Source organism: Streptomyces capoamus, assembly GCF_014654935.1.
Classification (GTDB): domain Bacteria; phylum Actinomycetota; class Actinomycetes; order Streptomycetales; family Streptomycetaceae; genus Streptomyces; species Streptomyces capoamus.
The window spans coordinates 22,410-38,393 of the sequence record NZ_BNBF01000040.1 but is presented as its reverse complement, the minus strand read 5'-3'; the positions used below and the strand labels follow the sequence as shown (position 1 = coordinate 38,393).

At 72.5% G+C, this 15,984-nt stretch carries 17 protein-coding genes; 6 read left to right on the top strand and 11 right to left on the bottom strand.

Features of this window, described 5'->3' with window-relative positions; translation table 11 throughout:
- On the top strand, positions 1 to 880 hold an 880-nt coding region (locus IE312_RS43355), incomplete at its 5' end, for an ATP-binding cassette domain-containing protein (RefSeq protein WP_229900856.1).
- A 22-nt stretch (positions 881 to 902) separates the two neighbouring features.
- Here IE312_RS43355 and IE312_RS36005 read toward each other — a convergent pair.
- The 7 genes from IE312_RS36005 to IE312_RS35975 all read right to left on the bottom strand — a co-directional run bounded on the left by IE312_RS36005 (position 903) and on the right by IE312_RS35975 (position 4,974).
- Positions 903 to 1,337, bottom strand: a complete 435-nt coding sequence (locus IE312_RS36005) for a VOC family protein (protein WP_189986538.1) — start codon at positions 1,335 to 1,337, stop codon at positions 903 to 905.
- Positions 1,338 to 1,473: 136 nt separating this feature from the next.
- Complete coding sequence (locus IE312_RS36000) at positions 1,474 to 1,647, bottom strand: CsbD family protein (RefSeq protein WP_189986537.1); 174 nt, start codon at positions 1,645 to 1,647, stop codon at positions 1,474 to 1,476.
- Positions 1,648 to 1,744: 97 nt separating this feature from the next.
- Positions 1,745 to 2,161 carry an ATP-binding protein gene (locus IE312_RS35995; protein WP_189986536.1) on the bottom strand — a complete coding sequence of 139 codons (417 nt, stop codon included), beginning with the start codon at positions 2,159 to 2,161 and terminating at the stop codon, positions 1,745 to 1,747.
- 106 nt (positions 2,162 to 2,267) lie between these two features.
- Entirely contained in the window at positions 2,268 to 2,975 is a 708-nt protein-coding gene (locus tag IE312_RS35990) for a SecDF P1 head subdomain-containing protein (RefSeq protein ID WP_189986535.1), read from the bottom strand.
- A complete protein-coding gene (locus IE312_RS35985; RefSeq protein ID WP_189986534.1) occupies positions 2,972 to 3,520 on the bottom strand; it encodes a SigE family RNA polymerase sigma factor in 549 nt (182 codons plus the stop codon). The genes IE312_RS35990 and IE312_RS35985 overlap by 4 nt, the downstream gene beginning before the upstream one ends.
- 78 nt (positions 3,521 to 3,598) lie before the next feature.
- Positions 3,599 to 4,363 carry a DUF2182 domain-containing protein gene (locus IE312_RS35980; protein ID WP_189986533.1) on the bottom strand — a complete coding sequence of 255 codons (765 nt, stop codon included), beginning with the start codon at positions 4,361 to 4,363 and terminating at the stop codon, positions 3,599 to 3,601.
- Entirely contained in the window at positions 4,360 to 4,974 is a 615-nt protein-coding gene (locus IE312_RS35975) for a DUF1326 domain-containing protein (RefSeq protein WP_189986532.1), read from the bottom strand. The genes IE312_RS35980 and IE312_RS35975 overlap by 4 nt, the downstream gene beginning before the upstream one ends.
- 259 nt (positions 4,975 to 5,233) lie before the next feature.
- On the opposite strand from IE312_RS35975, the gene IE312_RS35970 reads away from it, so the two are divergent.
- A complete protein-coding gene (locus IE312_RS35970; RefSeq protein ID WP_189986531.1) occupies positions 5,234 to 6,073 on the top strand; it encodes a slipin family protein in 840 nt (279 codons plus the stop codon).
- Here the strand turns inward: IE312_RS35970 and IE312_RS35965 are convergent.
- Positions 6,006 to 7,208: an MFS transporter gene (locus IE312_RS35965; protein ID WP_189986530.1), complete on the bottom strand. Its 1,203-nt coding sequence runs from the start codon at positions 7,206 to 7,208 to the stop codon at positions 6,006 to 6,008. The two genes, IE312_RS35970 and IE312_RS35965, sit on opposite strands and share 68 nt — an antisense overlap.
- Before the next feature lie 131 nt (positions 7,209 to 7,339).
- On the opposite strand from IE312_RS35965, the gene IE312_RS35960 reads away from it, so the two are divergent.
- Together IE312_RS35960 and IE312_RS35955 are read left to right on the top strand one after the other, a co-directional pair.
- Positions 7,340 to 8,389: a helix-turn-helix domain-containing protein gene (locus IE312_RS35960; RefSeq protein WP_189986529.1), complete on the top strand. Its 1,050-nt coding sequence runs from the start codon at positions 7,340 to 7,342 to the stop codon at positions 8,387 to 8,389.
- The gene (locus IE312_RS35955) at positions 8,376 to 8,876 is read left to right on the top strand and encodes a glutathione peroxidase (protein ID WP_189986528.1); all 501 of its coding nucleotides are present in this window, start codon (positions 8,376 to 8,378) and stop codon (positions 8,874 to 8,876) included. Before IE312_RS35960 ends, IE312_RS35955 begins: the two co-directional genes overlap by 14 nt.
- 138 nt (positions 8,877 to 9,014) lie before the next feature.
- Here IE312_RS35955 and IE312_RS35950 read toward each other — a convergent pair whose 3' ends face one another.
- The 3 genes from IE312_RS35950 to IE312_RS35940 form a co-directional block, all read right to left on the bottom strand.
- A complete protein-coding gene (locus IE312_RS35950; RefSeq protein ID WP_189986527.1) occupies positions 9,015 to 9,206 on the bottom strand; it encodes a DUF397 domain-containing protein in 192 nt (63 codons plus the stop codon).
- 189 nt (positions 9,207 to 9,395) lie between these two features.
- Positions 9,396 to 10,253 (bottom strand): helix-turn-helix domain-containing protein, encoded by an 858-nt coding sequence (locus tag IE312_RS35945; protein WP_189986526.1) that lies wholly within the window; start codon positions 10,251 to 10,253, stop codon positions 9,396 to 9,398.
- Positions 10,254 to 10,474: 221 nt separating this feature from the next.
- Positions 10,475 to 11,230 (bottom strand): GOLPH3/VPS74 family protein, encoded by a 756-nt coding sequence (locus tag IE312_RS35940; protein WP_189986525.1) that lies wholly within the window; start codon positions 11,228 to 11,230, stop codon positions 10,475 to 10,477.
- A gap of 194 nt (positions 11,231 to 11,424) precedes the next feature.
- Here IE312_RS35940 and IE312_RS35935 point away from each other — a divergent pair, with 194 nt between their 5' ends.
- Together IE312_RS35935 and IE312_RS35930 are read left to right on the top strand one after the other, a co-directional pair.
- A complete protein-coding gene (locus IE312_RS35935) occupies positions 11,425 to 14,208 on the top strand; it encodes a D-alanyl-D-alanine carboxypeptidase (RefSeq protein ID WP_229900855.1) in 2,784 nt (927 codons plus the stop codon).
- Between the two features lie 198 nt (positions 14,209 to 14,406).
- Positions 14,407 to 15,984 (top strand): MFS transporter (locus IE312_RS35930; protein WP_229900854.1); only part of this gene is annotated, 1,578 nt, incomplete at its 3' end.

Here is a 15,984-nt window from a genome sequence, read left to right as displayed (position 1 = left end):
TTTCGGCACCTTCCACGAGGCGCGGCAGGAGCGGTTCGCCCGGTTCGAGGAGCTGCGACGCCGCTGGGACGAGAAGCACGCCCAGCTCAAGAAGTTGGTGCGTGACCTGCAGCAGTACGCCGCGCGCAGCGACGACATGGCTTCTCGTTACCAGGCGGCGCGGACCCGGCTGCGCAAGTTCGAGGAGGCCGGTCCGCCGCCGGAGCCGCCGCGCAAGCAGGAGATCCGGATGCGTCTGCACGGCGGGCGTACCGGGGTACGGGCCGTCACCTGTGCGGAGTTGGAGCTGACCGGGCTGATGAAGCCCTTCTCCCTGGAGATCTTCTACGGCGAGCGGGTGGCGGTGCTCGGCTCCAACGGGTCGGGCAAGTCGCACTTCCTGCGGCTGCTGGCCGGGGAGGACGTGGCGCACACGGGCACGGTGAAGCTGGGCGCACGGGTGGTACCGGGGCATTTCGCCCAGACGCATGCGCATCCCGAACTGATCGGGCGCACCCTGGTGGACATCCTGTGGACCGAGCACGCCCGGGACCGGGGCGCGGCCATGTCGGCGCTCCGCCGCTACGAACTGGACCGGCAGGGCGACCAGGCCTTCGACCGGCTCTCCGGCGGGCAGCAGGCGCGCTTCCAGATCCTGCTGCTGGAACTGCAGGGCACCACCGCCCTCCTGCTGGACGAGCCGACCGACAACCTGGACCTGGAGTCGGCGGAGGCCCTGCAGGAGGGGCTGGAGGCGTACGAGGGGACGGTCCTGGCGGTCACCCACGACCGCTGGTTCGCCCGGTCCTTCGACCGCTTCCTGGTGTTCGGCAGCGACGGCCGGGTACGGGAGACGCCGGAACCGGTGTGGGACGAGCGCCGCGTGGAGCGGGCGCGCTGACGGAGGGCGATCGCGGCGCTGTTCAGTCGATGCAGAACTCGTTGCCCTCGATGTCCAGCATCGGGATGCACGACTCGTTCTCCCCGTCGGCGTACAGCGTCTGCACGTGGGTCGCACCGAGTGCGACCAGTCGCGCGCACTCGGCTTCGAGCGCGGCGAGGCGCTCGTCCCCCACGAGCCCGGTGCCGACCCGGACGTCGAGATGCACCCGGTTCTTGACGACCTTCCCCTCCGGGACGCGCTGGAAGTACAGGCGCGGACCCACACCCGAGGGATCACTGCAGGCGGACCACGCGTCCCGCTTCTCGGGAGGCAGGGTGCGGTCGTGTTCCTCCCAGGTGGCGAACCCCTCGGGCGGCGGCGGCATGACGTAGCCCAGCACTTCGCACCAGAAGCGGGCGAGGCGCCCGGGCTGCGCGCAGTCAAAGGTGACTTGGAACTTCCTGATCTCTGACATCGGCGCACCGTACCGCGCACCACGGGGACCCTGCCGCTCGTTTTCCGCGAACCGCGAGCGTGCAGGGAGAAGGGGCCGCCCCGGGTTCGTCCGGGGCGGCCCCTTCTCTCCGTCTTCTCCGGCCGGAGCGGCGGAGTCAGTGCTTGAAGGCGTCCTTGGCCTTCTCCTTGGCGTCTCGCGCGTCGCCCTTGCTCTTCTGGGCCTGGCCCTCCGCGGCCATGCGGTCGTTGCCGACGGCGGTGCCCAGAGCCTCCTTGGCCTTGCCCTCCGCCTGCTCGGTCTTCGCCTTGGCCTTCTCACCAGCAGTCATGGAACACGCCTCCTCTTGGCTCGTCGTGGCTTGCGTTGCCGTGCAGCACTCGTGCCCGCGCATCCTCGGTACAAACGAGGCAGACGAGGCAAACGAGTCATGTCGCCGACGAGGGCGGCTGGAAGCAGGCGATGACGTCCTTGCCGCGGGGACAGCGGTGGGCCTGCCAGGTGTCGGCGAGAGCGTCGACCAGCATCAGGCCGCGGCCTCCCAGGGCGCCGGCATCGGGACGGCGCTGCTCGGGCAGTTCGGGGGAGGAGTCGTGCACGGTCACGTGCAGGCACGACTCGTCCCACACGAGGATCAACTGGGCCGCGCTACGGGCATGCTTGTGGGCGTTGGTGACCAGCTCGGACACGGTCAGCAGCACCGAGTCCACCAGGTCCGGGGCGGTGCGGAGCCACCCGAGCGAGGCCAGGTGGTCGCGAGTCCAGTCCCTGGCCTCCTTCACCCCGCGGTTCACCGGCAGCGAGCGCGCCCAACCCACGGCTTTCAGCGACGAGTCGTCTCCCACTGCTTCCTCCTTCACCGGCCGGTCGGCTGCCTGTCCCGTCTGCCCCGGATGCGCGGTTCCAATTCCCGGCGACCGGCCGCGGCGGGGAACCGGCCGTCGTCCGTCCTCACCCGGCGGGGTCCAGCCGGGCTGCGAGGCGGTGGGCGCTGCCGCTGGTGAGGTCGCCGGCGTAGGCCCCGGCGATCTCGAAACGGCCGCCGGTGATCGAGGCGGTCACGGCGGGGCTGCCCCAGAGCTTGCCGTCGACGACGACGGCGAATTCGTTGCGCGGGGCCGGGGCCTTGGCGAGGGAGCCGGTGAGGGCGGCGAAACGGGCCCGGTCGGCGGGGCCGAGGGTCGCCTCGACCCGCCAGGTGCCGTCGGCGGCGCTCTTCTCGGCCTTGGCCGAGACGACCCGGACACCGGTCATCCCCCCGGCCCGGCCGACCCGGACGCAGAACGCCGGGTGGGTCGCGGTCGCGTGCACGGTGTAGCCGTCGCTGCCCCGGGGGCAGGCCTGTTCCCGGGAGGAGGTGACCGGCAGGAGGGAGACCGTGGCCGGCTTCCCCCTGTCGCCCCCGACGGCGGGGTGGACCACGCGCGCGTCCGGGGTCCCACCGGCCGCTACGGCCACCCAGGCGGTGGCGGCGACGGCCGCGACAGCGACGCCGGCCCCGGCGCGGGCCAGCCGCCGGCGCCGCCGGGCGGTCCGCAGCGCACCGTCGGCCAGGCCGGTCAGGTAGGCGCCGGCGGCGTCCCCGCGCTCCCGGACATGGGCGTGCAGGGTGTCGTGCAGCAGCGTCTCGTGCTGCGGCTGTGCGGTCGAGTCGGTCATGCGGTGACGCCCCTTCCGGAGGCAGTGGAGGAGGAAGCCGGCGGCCCCGCCTCGGCCAGGGTGGTACGGAGAGAGGTGAGGGCCTTGTGGGTCTGGCTGCGGACCGTGCCCTGGGCGACGCCCAGGATCGCGGCGATCTCGCCGTCCGGCCGGTCCTCGAAGTACCGCAGCACGATCACCGCGCGCTGGCGCTTGGGCAGCCGCCGCAGCGCGGCCATGATGTCCTGCCGCTGGACGACGGTGTCCGCCCAGTCGGCGCCCTGCCCGGAGGGCCGGTCCGGCAGGGTGTCCGTGACCGTCTCGCGCCCCCAGCTGAGGAGGCGGAAGCGGTCCACCTGGGCGTGGTACAGCGCCCGGCGCACATAGATCTCCGGCTGCTCGCGGTCGCGCAGCTTCGACCAGCGCCGAGCGGTGGAGGCGAGCGCGGTCTGCAGCAGGTCCCGGCCCTGCTCCCAGTCTCCGGTCAGCAGGTAGGCCGTGTGCAGCAGCGATCTCGACCGCGCCGCCACGAACTCGCGGAACTGGCGTTCCTCGTCGGCGTTCAATGTGCCCTCCCTCGTTCCCCTGTAAGGACGGGTGCGGGAGGGGGTTCTACTGCCCTGCGGATCCGGTTTTCCCGTCCCTCACATTCCCGCCGGGCCCCCGCCGCCGCCCGTGAGGCCCGGGGCCAGTGCGGGGATCCAGAAGACGGCGACGGACAGGGCGAGCGAGGTGATTCCCGCGGCGCGGGCCACCAGGCGGCCGGCCGGGGCCAGTTTCTCGGCGGTGATCACGGCGGTCAGGACCAGCATGGCCCACAGGTTCATCCCGCCGAACGCCGTCAGCAGCAGCATCAGCGCCCAGCAGCAGCCCAGGCAGAAGGCGCCGTGGTGGGCTCCGGCGCGCAGGTCGCGCGAGGGCCCCGGGTACGAGGCGTAGCGCAGCATCAGTGCGATCGGTGAGCGGCACTTCGCCAGGCAGCGCTCCTTGAGGGGCATCAGCTGGTAGGCCCCGCCGATCGCGAACACGGCGGCGGCCACCGCGGTCCCCGCGGCAGGAGGGAGGGCCGCAGCCCTGCCCAGGCCGGCGGACAGCCCGTACGCCGGCAGCCCGGCGGCGCCCCAGACCAGCAGGTAGGCGATCGTGAACACGGCCATGCGCGGTGCCCGGTGGGCGGTGACGGTGCGTGCGTACAGCGCGGCGACGGGTGCCGTGGCGGGCAGCATCATCGCGGCCGTCATCAACGTCCACATGGCCAGGTAGGCGGGCAGGCGCAGGCCCATGGTGCCCGGCATCGCCGGCGTGCCGCCCCAGCGTGTCACCGTCCAGACCCAGGCCGCGCACGCCGCGACCAGCAGCAGCCCGGCGGGGCCCGCCCGGCGGCGGACGGTGGCCGGCCAGCCGGTCACGCGGACCACGTGAAGGGCGCCGAGTGTCCGTTGCCGCCGGAGAAGTCCCAGGACCGGCCGTACACGCCGTCGCCCGTCGCCCGGGTCGACCGGGCGACGGTCAGCGTGCTGCTGACCGGGTGGAAGATGCCGGTCAGGCCCATGACCGGGCCGTCGTCGCCGAACTGGGGGGCGACCTGGTCCTCGATCTCGATGTCGATGGCGCCGCCCACCCGCACGGAGTGGCGGCGGCCGTCGTCGCGGTAGTCGATGGGGACGCGCTGCACGCCGAGGACCTCGCCGATCAGCGGGGTGAGCGCCGCCATGGGGCCGCCGGCCCGGCCCGAGAAGACCTTGCCCAGCGCCTCGGCCTGGTCGTCGTCGGCCGAGGCGTCGAGGTACAGGGCCACCTGCCAGCCGCCCTCGGCCATCACCCGGGGCGCGTCGATGAAGACGGCGACGTTGCGGCCGGTGACGTCCGTGCCGTCCACGTTCCCGCTGTCCACGTGGAAGGCGAAGGTCACCTGGCAGCGTTCGTGGTCGGCCGGTGCGGTGAGGCCCGAGGTGGTGCAGGGGCACACCACGTCGCAGTTGCAGCTCTCCAGGTACGTGCCGTTGAGATTCCAGGGCATGGCTCTTCGCCTCCCTTTCCGCGTCCCCCTCGGTGCGGGGAGCGCATCGGGAGAGTCCGCCCCCGTCCCGGTGCCGCTCCAGTCCAGGCTATTCCCGGCGGCCCGGCGGCGCAGCGGCCCAGCCCCCTCCCCCGCCCCGACGGCTCCGGGTCCGGCTCCGCGCGTTTCTTTACGTTTCCCTGACGCCGGGGCCGGATCCGCGGCCCCGGCTCCCCGTGTCCTCCCCGTTGTCCGGATCGTGTCGGAGAAGGGGAGTGCCATGGAAGGCACCGTCGTCGCAGTGGTGGCCGTCGCCGTCCTCGTGCTGCTCGTACTGAAGAGCGGGATGCGGGTCGTCAACCAGGTCGAGCGCGGGGTGGTGTTCCGGTGGGGCAAGGCGCTGCCCGGCCACCGGCAGCCGGGCATCACCTTCCTCATCCCGTTCGCCGACCGGATGCGCAAGGTGAACGTGCAGGTGGTGACGATGCCCGTGCCCACCCAGGAGGGCATCACCCGGGACAACGTGTCCGTGAAGGTCGACGCCGTGGTGTACTTCCGGGTCATCGACCCGGTGCGCGCCTCCATCGAGGTGCAGGACTACGTCTTCGCCGTCGGGCAGGTCGCCCAGTCCTCCCTGCGGTCCATCATCGGCAAGAGCGACCTGGACGATCTGCTGAGCGACCGGGAGCGGCTGCACGAGGGCCTGGCCCTGATGATCGACAGCCCGGCCGCCGGGTGGGGCGTGCACATCGACCGGGTGGAGATCAAGGACGTCCAGCTGCCCGAGTCGCTGAAGCGGTCCATGTCCCGGCAGGCCGAGGCCGAGCGGGAGCGGCGGGCCCGGGTCATCACCGCGGACGGCGAGTTCCAGGCCGCGCAGCAGCTCGCCAATGCCTCCCGGATCATGTCGGACACCCCGGAGGCGATGCAGCTGCGTCTGCTGCAGACCGTGGTCGAGGTGGCCGCCGAGAAGAACTCCACGCTCGTCATGCCGTTCCCGGTCGAGCTGCTGCGGTACTTCGACCGGGCCGTGAAGAAGATCGACGCCGAGGTCACGACCGAGTCCGCTCCGGCGCCGGCCCGGCCGGAGACCGCACCGGCGCCCGTCGAGCAGCCGTAGCGAGCGCCAGGGTCACGCAGACGGAGCCCGCCGCCATGGCGGCCGTCGCCGCGGCGGGCGAGGTGAGCTGGGCCAGCGTCCCCGCCGCCGTCGCGCTGATGCCCTGCAGGGCCAGCGTGCCGGACGAGTGCAGGCCGAGGGCCTGGCCGGCCAGGGCGTCGGGGGTCAGGCGCAGCAGCCGCTCCTGCTGGACCAGGCTCGCCCCGAAGCCGACGGAGGCCACGGCCGCGCAGACCGCGGCGACCGGCACCGGCGGGTGCGCGGCGAACAGCAGGTACGGCGTCGCCAGCAGGAGCAGCAGCGGGGTGGCCAGGCGGGTGCGGACGCCGGCGGGCAGCAGCCGGCCGACCGTCACGTCCCCGGCGAACATGCCGAGCGCCCCGCAGGCGAACAGGGTGCCGGCCGCGTGCGGGGCGTACGACACGTACAGCGATTCACAGCCGACGACCATGCCGTTGGGCAGCCACAGGCCCAGGTAGGTCAGCCGGCGCGGCCGGGACGACCACAGTTCGGCGTTGGCGCGCCAGGTCGCCGACGGCGAGGGCCGGCCGGTGGCGCGGGGCGGCCGGGCGGTCAGGCCGAGCCGCAGGACGAGCGCGGCCGCCAGGTACAGGGCCGCCGCCAGCAGCAGGCAGGTGCGCGGGGAGAGCGCGGCGAGCAGGGCGCCCCCGGTGGCGAATCCGGTGATCTGCATCAGCCCGTTCATCATGTTGAAGAGCGAACGCCCGGGCAGGTAGCCGTTTTTGGTGAGGATCTCGTTGAGCAGCCCCCAGCGGACCCCGCCGCCCAGCGAGGCGACCAGGCCCAGCAGGAGGACGACGACGAGGAGTCCGCCGGCCGGCAGGCCGGGCAGCGCCTGCGCCGCGGTACCGGCCGCGGAGACCAGTGTGATCACGGTGAGGGCCGTACGCGGGGGCAGCCGGTCGGCGCCGGACAGCAGGAAGGTGGCGCCCAGCACCTGGGCGAGCGACGAGCCGAACATGCTCAGCGCCGCCAGCAGCGGGGAGCCGGTCGCACGGAACACGAGGGTGCCGAGGGCGAGGCCGCCGACGGTCTGGGCAGCGGTCTTCGCGGCCGCGCCGAGGAGGAGGGGGGTGAACTCCGGTGTGCGGAACAGGGATCGGTAGCTGGGCATGCCCCGGAGTCTCGGCAGGCACGCGGACGGCTGGTTATTGTTTCGCCGACGCGCGAAAGGTACGGCGACTGCGCGGGGCTCGGCGGCATGCGCGGGGCGCGGGGACGGGTGCCGGGCGCGGGGAGGGACCGATGGGATGGTGGCAGCTCAACGCGGACACCCTCGCGCGCAGCCGGTTCGTCATCTCGCCGCTCGCCGAGACCTTCGCCGCCCTGAAGCTGCTGCACGCCGGGCGCGGGTCGCACCCCGGTGAGTACGCCTGGCTGGGCGCCCACCTGCCCGGTTACCGGACCCGGCTCGCGGCCGACCCCGTGACGGCCCGCCTGGTGCGGGCGGGGCTGGGCCGGGAGTGGATCGCCGACTTCCTCACCCCCGCGCCGCGCGCCGGGGAGGACTTCGCCGGGGAGGTGGCCCGGGTACGCGCCGCCGATCCGGCCGCCGCCCGCGCCCATCTGCGGCTCTCCCTCGCCGGGCCGCTCCCGGCCGGGCTGGACCGGGACGACCTGCCGGAGCGGGCGGCCGGGATGCTGGAATGGGTGTGGCAGGAGACCGTACGGCCGTACTGGGAGCGGCGCCGGCGGGTGCTGGAGGCGGACGTGGTCGCGCGGACCGCGCGGGTGACCCGGGGCGGCTGGGCGAGCGTGCTGGACTCGCTGCGACCGGGCGGCACCCGCTGGCTCGGCGACAACCGGTTCCAGATCAACGCGCACGAGTACCCGCCGCGCGAGATCTCCGGCGCCGAGCTGGTGTTCGTACCGGTGACCGCGCAGCGCACGGGCTGGGTGTCCTGGGAGGACGGGGAACGGTACGCCGTGGTCTACCCCTGCACCGGCGTCCTCGCCGGCGACGGCGGGCGGGCGGTGCCCGCGGGGCTGGGCGCGCTGCTCGGGGCGGCCCGGGCCGGGGTGCTCGTGCTGCTGGGCTCCCCCATGAGCACCAGCCAGCTGACGGCGGTCACCGGGCAGGGACTCGGCTCGGTCGGGCGGCACCTGAAGGTGTTGCGGGAGGCGGGGCTGGTGGAGCGGCGGCGGGCCGGCCGGTCGGTGCTGTACGCGCGGACGGCGGCCGGTGACGTGGTGGTCGAGGCGGGTGGTCGGGGCGGCTGGTCGGGACCGGGTGGCCGAGGCCGGGCGGGGGATCGCGGCCCGGCGGGGCTAGCATCCGGGCATGACGACTACTGACCACAACGTGCTGGATGTCGAGATCGGGGCGCTCACCGGCGGCTCCGCGAACCTGCCGCAGTACGCGGGCAAGGCCGTGCTCATCGTGAACGTGGCTTCCAAGTGCGGGCTGACCCCGCAGTACACCGGGCTGGAGAAGCTCCAGGAGCGGTACGCCGAGCAGGGCTTCACCGTGCTGGGGGTGCCCTGCAACCAGTTCCTCGGGCAGGAGCCCGGCTCCGCCGAGGAGATCGCCGAGTTCTGCTCGGCGACGTACGGCGTGACCTTCCCGCTGACCGAGAAGGTGGAGGTGAACGGGGAGGGACGGCACCCGCTCTACGAGCGGCTCGTCGGGTTCGCGGACTCCGAGGGGCACAGCGGGGACATCCGCTGGAACTTCGAGAAGTTCCTGATCGCCCGGGACGGCCGGGTCGTCGGGCGGTTCTCGCCGCAGACCGAGCCGGAGTCCGCCAAGCTGGTCTCCGCGATCGAGGCCCAACTGGGCTGAGCCCCGCCCCCTGCTCACTCCTGGGGCCTCAGCAGGCGGTGAGCCCTCTCGGCAAGGACGGCGACTGGTCGAGAGGGCTCTCCTGGTGATGCTTGTGCAGTTGTCTTCCGGGTCAGGGTCAGGGTCAGGGAGAGCCCCTCACGCCTTGACCGAGGACACGAAGGCGTTCCACGCGTCGGCGGGGAACGCCAGGACCGGGCCCTCGGGGGTCTTGGAGTCGCGGACGGCGAGTTCGACGGCGGTGGGCGACTTGACCTCGACGCAGGCGCCGTTGCCCGCGGAATAGGAGGACTTCATCCACGTCTCGGAAGCGCCCTGAATCAGTGCCATGTCCACTCCTGTTGCGAGTTGCGGTGGTGCGGTTCACGCCAACCATGTCGTCTGATTGGCGTGATCGACGCTACCGGGCAACTGCCCCCGCTGGAGCAGCCGTTCACTCGACCGGATGGCATATTCCAGGTGAGCCTTCCACTGGGGCCGATCGACGGTGTACGATCCCGCGCCCCATGTGGCCCCGACTCAGTCGGCGTACTCTTTCGCCACGTCTGCGATGAATTGCCGGGATGCTTCCACATTGAGGGACTGTGCCCGCAGATGCTCGTACATCACGGCGTACTTCTGCACGTCCTGCGCCTTCTCCAGGTACAGGTCGCTGGTGACGCCCTCCAGGTACACCACGCTGGAGTCGGCCGCGTCGGCGAACTCCAGGATCGCGTACTGGCCGTTCAGCCCCGGGTGCGCGCCCACCTCGAACGGCAGCACCTGCACGGTGACGTGCGGCAGCTGGGACATCTCGATCAGGTGCTCCAGCTGCTCCCGCATCACCAGCTTGTTGCCCACGAGCCGGCGCAGGGCCGCCTCGTCGAGCACCACCCACAGCCGGAGCGGGTTGTTCTCGGCGGTGATACGTTCCTGTCGGCGCATCCGCACCTGGACCCGCTTCTCGATCTCGGCCGTCGACGTCTCCGGCAACGCGCCCTGCACCAGCGCCTCGGCGTAGGCGCGGGTCTGCAACAGGCCGGTCACCAGCTGGGGTTCGTACACCCGCAGCGACTCCGCGTCCGTCTCCAGCCCGATGTACACGCTGTACGGGATGTCCCCGAAGGTGTGCCACCACCCCTGCTGTCTGGAGTCCCGGGCCATCTCCATCAACGAGTCGACGATCCGCTGGTCCTCGACCTCGTACACCCCGCACAGGTCGCGCACATCGCGCTGGCTGATGCTCCGGCGGCCGTTCTCCAGCCTGCTGATCTTCGACTGCGACACGAGCAGCCGCTCCGCCACCTCTTCGGCCGTCATGCCCTTGAGCTCGCGGAGCCTGCGCAGCTCCTGGCCCAGCCGGCGCCGCCTGACGGTGGGATTGACATTGGACGCCACGGGACGTGCACCTCCGGCTGCCTGCCTGTACTTAACACTTTGCGTATCTGCTGTTGAGCAGACTGCCACCAAGGTGCTTTCTACCGCTGGGAAACGAGGGATATGCGGCGCCGCCTCGAACTCCTGGACGCAGTCGAGCGGGGCGGCGGGACCACGAGGGTCTCACCGCCCCGCTCGGACCGCGGCTCCCGAACCGGGTCTGTGGGGACCGGGACGACGGTTCAGTGGGCCACGGCGCGGGCCATGGACCCGCGACGCGGCTGCATCGGAACCCCGCGTGCGGGTTCCGGCGCGGACCGGGCGCCGGGCGCGGGCGGCCGGCCGGCCGGGGCCGGGCCCCGGCGCGGCTGGACGGCCGCACCGCTCTGCACGTCCATCACGGCGTGGGCGACCAGCCCACCCATGGGGTCGTGCCGGATCAGGTCCCGCAACCGGGAGCGGGACGACCGTCCCTCGTTCCCCGGGTACAGGTGCTTGCCGAGCCCGACGGCGTGCGCCAGCGCGGCGAGCGCCGCGGTCCGCGGATCCGGCGGTACGCCGGTGCGGATCGCGGAGTCCAGCCGGCCACGGATCTCCCGGCTGATGTCGTTGTCCGTCGCCTGGTAACGCGTCGTCGGCAACACCCCGCACATCTGGCCCGGCACGGCGGCGACCATGCCGCACCGCTCCAGGTGCGAGAGGTAGGTCTGACGGAGCCCGAGTCGGGGCCCGCCGATCCAGTGGACGGCCCGTACGGGAGCGCCACGCCTACGCAGCAACTCCAACGCGCAGTCCAGAGTCGGATCTCCTGTCGGCCGTGGTACCACCACGGCGATACGATCCCCGTCTGGGGCTATCCGTCCGGCCAGCGCCAGCTCCACTAGCTGTGCACCGGCCAGACCGAGGTCGAGCGACTGCGGCTGTGCAGTGGTACCCGTGGCCGGGTCCAATGCCAGCAGCAGAAGCTCCTCCGGAAGTGTTCTGCGGCTCCTGCCCATCCATGCCTCCCCGCGTGGATGAATGACAGGGTGACCCCTCTCACATTGGTCTGTCGAGGGTGCGTGACCGGTTCGTAAGGGAACCGGCAGGTATGTCGTTCTCGTCTAGCGCAGGGGCCAGGCCCTCACACAGGACACTGGTACATGGTTCGGACAGGGCGCGCGGCGAGCGCGCGGCGCATGAGGAGGCACCGGTGGCGGGCGAGTCCCCCGACAGGTCGAAGCAGCGCGAGTCGTCGGCGGAACCGACGTCGGGGAGCGCGGGTTCGGTTCCCGAGGCGCGCGATCCGCGTCTGGCCGTGACCCGCGAGAAGGATGCCGCGGGCGGCGCCAAGGACACGGCGACGAAGATCCTCTCGGTACGGCCCGACACCGCCCTGCACGAAGCGGTGTCCTCCTGGGTGCGCGCGCCCCATGCCGACACGACCGCGGACGCCTCCGGTGCGGACACCGGCCCTGAGGACCCGTCTGAGCCTGGTGAAGGAGCGGGTGTTCCGTCCGCCGCGTCCGCCGCGGGGGTGGAGAAGGCCGGAACCGGGGCGGAGTCCGACACGGACACGGACATACGGCCGGCCGCCGACAGCGACACGAAGCCCGAACCGGACACCGGGGAGGCGGCGGACAACTCCACCACGGACGACACGGACGACACGGACGGCAAGACCGGTGCCGGCGCCGAAGACGCCGCGGACGCCGAGAGTGCCGCGGGCGACAAGGCCGACGCGGGCGCCGACGTGCTCGCGGACGGCAAGGGTGCCGACGCGGGCGCCGGGGGCGCCGTGGACGGCAAGGGCACCGCTGGGGGCGAGGGCGACAAGGCGGACGCCGAGCTCGGTGCCGAGCAGGACACGGACGGCACGTCCGGTGGGGACGACGCCGGCACCGGATCTGTCACGGACGGCAGGAGCAGTGCTGCCGGCGAGGACGCCGAGGCCGCCAAGTCCGACGCAGACGCCGAACACGACGCGGGCGCCGGGGGTGACGCGGACACCGAGGACGACACCGACGGCGACGCCGACGCAAGCGCCAAGGACGACGCGGACCGCAAGGCTGCCGCAGGTGCCAAGGACGACACCGACGGCGACGCCGACGCAAGCACCGAGGACGACGCAGACCGCAAGGCCGGCGCAGGCACCAAGGGCCACACTGACGGCAAGGCTGCCGCAGGCGCCAAGGACGACACCGACGGCGAGACCGACGCAAGCGCCGAGGACGGCGCCGACCGTGAGGCCGGTGCGGGCGCCGGAGACGGCGTGGCCGGTGCCGTCGGAGGCGCGGTGGAGGACGAGGACGGGCCGGAGGCCGCCGACGGCGGGGACGCCCCGCAGGGGCCACCCGCGGACGACGACGAGACCCGCACGGGTGGTGCGGGTGGGAAGACGGACGCCGAAGGCGAAGCCGAGGCGGGGGCCGCCCGGACCGCGGCCGTCGATCAGCCGACCGCCGTGTTCAAGGCGCCCCGGCCCAAGAAGCCCGAGGTCGACCAGCCGACGACCATGCTGAAGCTCGGCGGCAAGCCGAAGGCGCCCGAGTCCGACGCCGAGCGCACCAGCAAGTTCGTCGCGCTCAAGGACGACCTGCGCAAGCCCGCCGCACCCCAGCCGGCCAAGCCCCGGCCCGCCGAGCCCCAGCCGGCCCCCGACGCCACCACCCCCGTCCCCCAGGTCGGGCCCGAGCGCACCACGCAGCAGCCGCTCCCGCCCAAGCCCCCGCTGGACCTGCTGGCGGAGCTGACGAACACGCCGCCGCCACCGGAGACCCCGGTCCGCACGCTGGTGCGGAGGGTCAAGATCTGGACCCCCCTGGTCCTGCTGCTGGCGGTCGTCCTCGCGGTCGTACAGGCCGTGCGCCCGCTGCCGGCACCCACCCTCGCGCTCACCGGCGAGGAGACGTACACGTTCGAGGGCGGCCGCACGAACCTGCCGTGGCCCGGCGAGGGCCAGGGCTGGATCGACGCGGACGGCGTCGGCACGATGGGCCACTTCGGCAAGCAGACGCCGGTGGCGATCGGCTCGGTCGCCAAGACCATGACCGCGTACATCATCCTCAAGCACCACCCGCTGAAGCCGGGGCAGGAGGGCCCGAAGATCAAGGTGGACGCGAAGGCGGAGAAGGAGGGCGGCTACGACAAGGCCGGCGAGTCGACCCTCAACACCGTCCAGGCGGGCGAGTACCTCACCCAGAAGCAGGCCCTGTCGGCCGTCCTGATCCCCTCGGCGAACAACATCGCCCGGCTCCTCGCGCGCTGGGACGTGGGTTCGGAGGCGGCGTTCGTGAAGGAGATGAACGCCACCGCCCGGGAACTGGGGATGTCGCACACGACGTACACCGACCCCTCGGGCCTGAAGGAGACCACCGTGTCCACGGCCGAGGACCAGGTGAAGCTCGGCCGCGCGTTCGTGAAGGTGCCGGCCCTGGTGTCCATCAGCAGCGCGGCCAGCTGGACGGACCCCTCGGGCCACTTCTGGCCCAACTACAACGAGCTGCCGTACCGCATCGGCGCGATCGGCATCAAGACCGGCTCCACCACGGCGGCGGGCGGCAATCTGCTCTTCGCCTCGCGCAAGCAGGTCGGCGGGCGGACGGTCACCCTGGTCGGCGCGATCCTCGGCCAGCACAAGCCGAAGATCCTGGAGACGGTCAACGCGGTCAGCAAGACCGCGCTGCTCGCCGCCCAGGACGCGCTGACCACGTCGAAGATCCTGAAGAAGGGCGACGTGGTCGGCTATGTGGACGACCGGCTCGGCGGCCACACCCCGGTCGTGGTCACGCAGGACGTCACGGCGGCCGGCTGGTCCGGTCTGAAGGTGCGGCTGTCCTTCAGGCCGGGGACCGTGCCGCACACCGCGAAGGCCGGTACCCGGGTCGGCACGCTCACCGTGGGTGACGGCACGTCCGGCGCGGTGAAGGTTCCGGTGGCGCTGCAGAAGGATCTGGCGGAGCCCGGTTTCGGCGCCAAGCTCACCCGGCTGGGCTGACCGCCCCGCCGCTCGTCGCGCCGCGCACCCCGTCCCGGGGAGCCCCCACCCGGGGGCCCCGGGGCGGGGTGCGTGCTAGCGTCACGAATCGGGGCAGGTCGCCGGTTCCGTGACAGGGCCGCGGACCGGACGGGAAGCGGCCGGGCCACCGAGGGACCCGGCCGAGAAGAGAAGACGGGACACGGGGAGTGCCTTCAGGTGGCCACAGCGGAGCCGACACGCGCCGACAACGCAGATCCGGACCCGGGAGCGGGCTCGCGAATACGCGGGTCCGCGCCTGACGCGGACAGCCGTACCCCGGAGGTGCGCCCCGGCGCACGCGCGCGTACGCTCGCCGCGCTCGAACCCCTCAGGCAGCGGATGCTCCGGCATCCCGTGCTGTCGGTCACGATGCTCGCCGGTGTGCTGCACATCATCTGGTTCTTCACCTTCGCGAACAGTGGCGGCGATCTCGCGGCGCAGGACGCGTGGGCGGAGTTCGTCGGCCGGCACCCGGACTCGGCGTACAACCTCGCCTGGTACGGGGGCATGCACCCGGTGTCGTACAGCGTGGTGTCGCCGTATCTGATGTCGGTCCTGGGCGTCCGTACGACGATGATGATCGCCGGGACGGTGTCGGCGGCGCTGCTGACACTGGTCCTGATCCGCAGCCGGGCGGTGCGCAACCCGCTGTGGGCCTCGCTCGGCGGGGTCGCCGCGTTCCTGGCCAACGCGATCTCCGGCCGGGTGACCTTCGGGCTCGGCACGATGTTCGCGCTCGGCGCGGTCGCGGCGGTGTTCTGCTGGCCGTACCGGTGGCGGTACAAGCGCTGGGCGAAGGCCCTGGCCGCGGCCCCGCTGGCCGCGCTCGCCACCATGGCCTCGCCGGTCGCGGGGCTGTTCGTGGGCCTGGTCGCGGCCGCGCTGTTCCTGCAGAAGCGGCGGCCGGGCGCGTGGGCGCTGGGGCTCGCGCCGTCGGCGGTGGTCGCGGTGTCGGCGTGGCTGTTCCCGTTCTCCGGCACCCAGCCGATGGGGATCGGCTCGGTGGTCATGCCGCTGCTGTACGGGCTGTTCTGCCTGTTCCTGGTGCCGAGGGAGTGGGTGACGGTCCGGCTGACGGCCGGGGTCTACAGCCTCGCCGTCGTGCTGGTGTGGCTGATCAGCTCGCAGATCGGTTCGAACATCTCGCGGCTGCCGATGCTGTTCGCGGGTGCGACGCTGATCGCGGCCCTGCCGTACACCGTGCCGAAGACCCGCAAGTGGTACGTGACCGTGCTGGCGCTGCTCGGCTTCGCCGGCTGGATCGGCTTCAAGTCGGTGGACGACATCATCCACACCACTCCGGCCGCCTCCTGGGCCCGTGAGCTGGCGCCGCTGATCAACCAGTTGCAGAAGCTCGGCGCGGAGAAGGGCAGGGTGGAGGTGGTCCCGGCGCGTTCCCACCGTGAGGCCTCCGCGCTGGCGCCGGACTTCAACCTGGCCCGCGGCTGGAACCGGCAGGCCGACATGGAGCGCAATCCGCTCTTCTACGACGACACCCTCAACTCGGCGAACTACCACGAGTGGCTCCAGCGGTGGGCCGTGCACTACGTGGTGCTGCCCAAGGGCGATCCGGACCCGGGCGGCGGTGAGCGGGAGCGGGCGCTGCTGCAGCGCGGGATGCCGTACCTGCAGCAGGTCTGGGGCGACGCCAACTGGCAGCTGTTCAAGGTGACCGATCCGACGCCGCTGGCCGAGCCGAACGCGGTGGTGGACCGGGCCGAGCAGGGCGAGATGATCCTGCGGGTGCGCAAGGCG

Excerpts from the sequence above, each read along its gene's own strand:
- IE312_RS36005 (WP_189986538.1), bottom strand. The coding sequence starts at position 1,337 with ATGTCAGAGATCAGGAAGTTCCAAGTCACCTTTGACTGCGCGCAGCCC.
- IE312_RS36000 (WP_189986537.1), bottom strand. The coding sequence starts at position 1,647 with ATGACTGCTGGTGAGAAGGCCAAGGCGAAGACCGAGCAGGCGGAGGGC.
- IE312_RS35990 (WP_189986535.1), bottom strand. The coding sequence starts at position 2,975 with ATGACCGACTCGACCGCACAGCCGCAGCACGAGACGCTGCTGCACGAC.
- IE312_RS35975 (WP_189986532.1), bottom strand. The coding sequence starts at position 4,974 with ATGCCCTGGAATCTCAACGGCACGTACCTGGAGAGCTGCAACTGCGAC.
- IE312_RS35970 (WP_189986531.1), top strand. The coding sequence starts at position 5,234 with ATGGAAGGCACCGTCGTCGCAGTGGTGGCCGTCGCCGTCCTCGTGCTG.
- IE312_RS35965 (WP_189986530.1), bottom strand. The coding sequence starts at position 7,208 with ATGCCCAGCTACCGATCCCTGTTCCGCACACCGGAGTTCACCCCCCTC.
- IE312_RS35960 (WP_189986529.1), top strand. The coding sequence starts at position 7,340 with ATGGGATGGTGGCAGCTCAACGCGGACACCCTCGCGCGCAGCCGGTTC.
- IE312_RS35955 (WP_189986528.1), top strand. The coding sequence starts at position 8,376 with ATGACGACTACTGACCACAACGTGCTGGATGTCGAGATCGGGGCGCTC.
- IE312_RS35950 (WP_189986527.1), bottom strand. The coding sequence starts at position 9,206 with ATGGCACTGATTCAGGGCGCTTCCGAGACGTGGATGAAGTCCTCCTAT.
- IE312_RS35940 (WP_189986525.1), bottom strand. The coding sequence starts at position 11,230 with ATGGGCAGGAGCCGCAGAACACTTCCGGAGGAGCTTCTGCTGCTGGCA.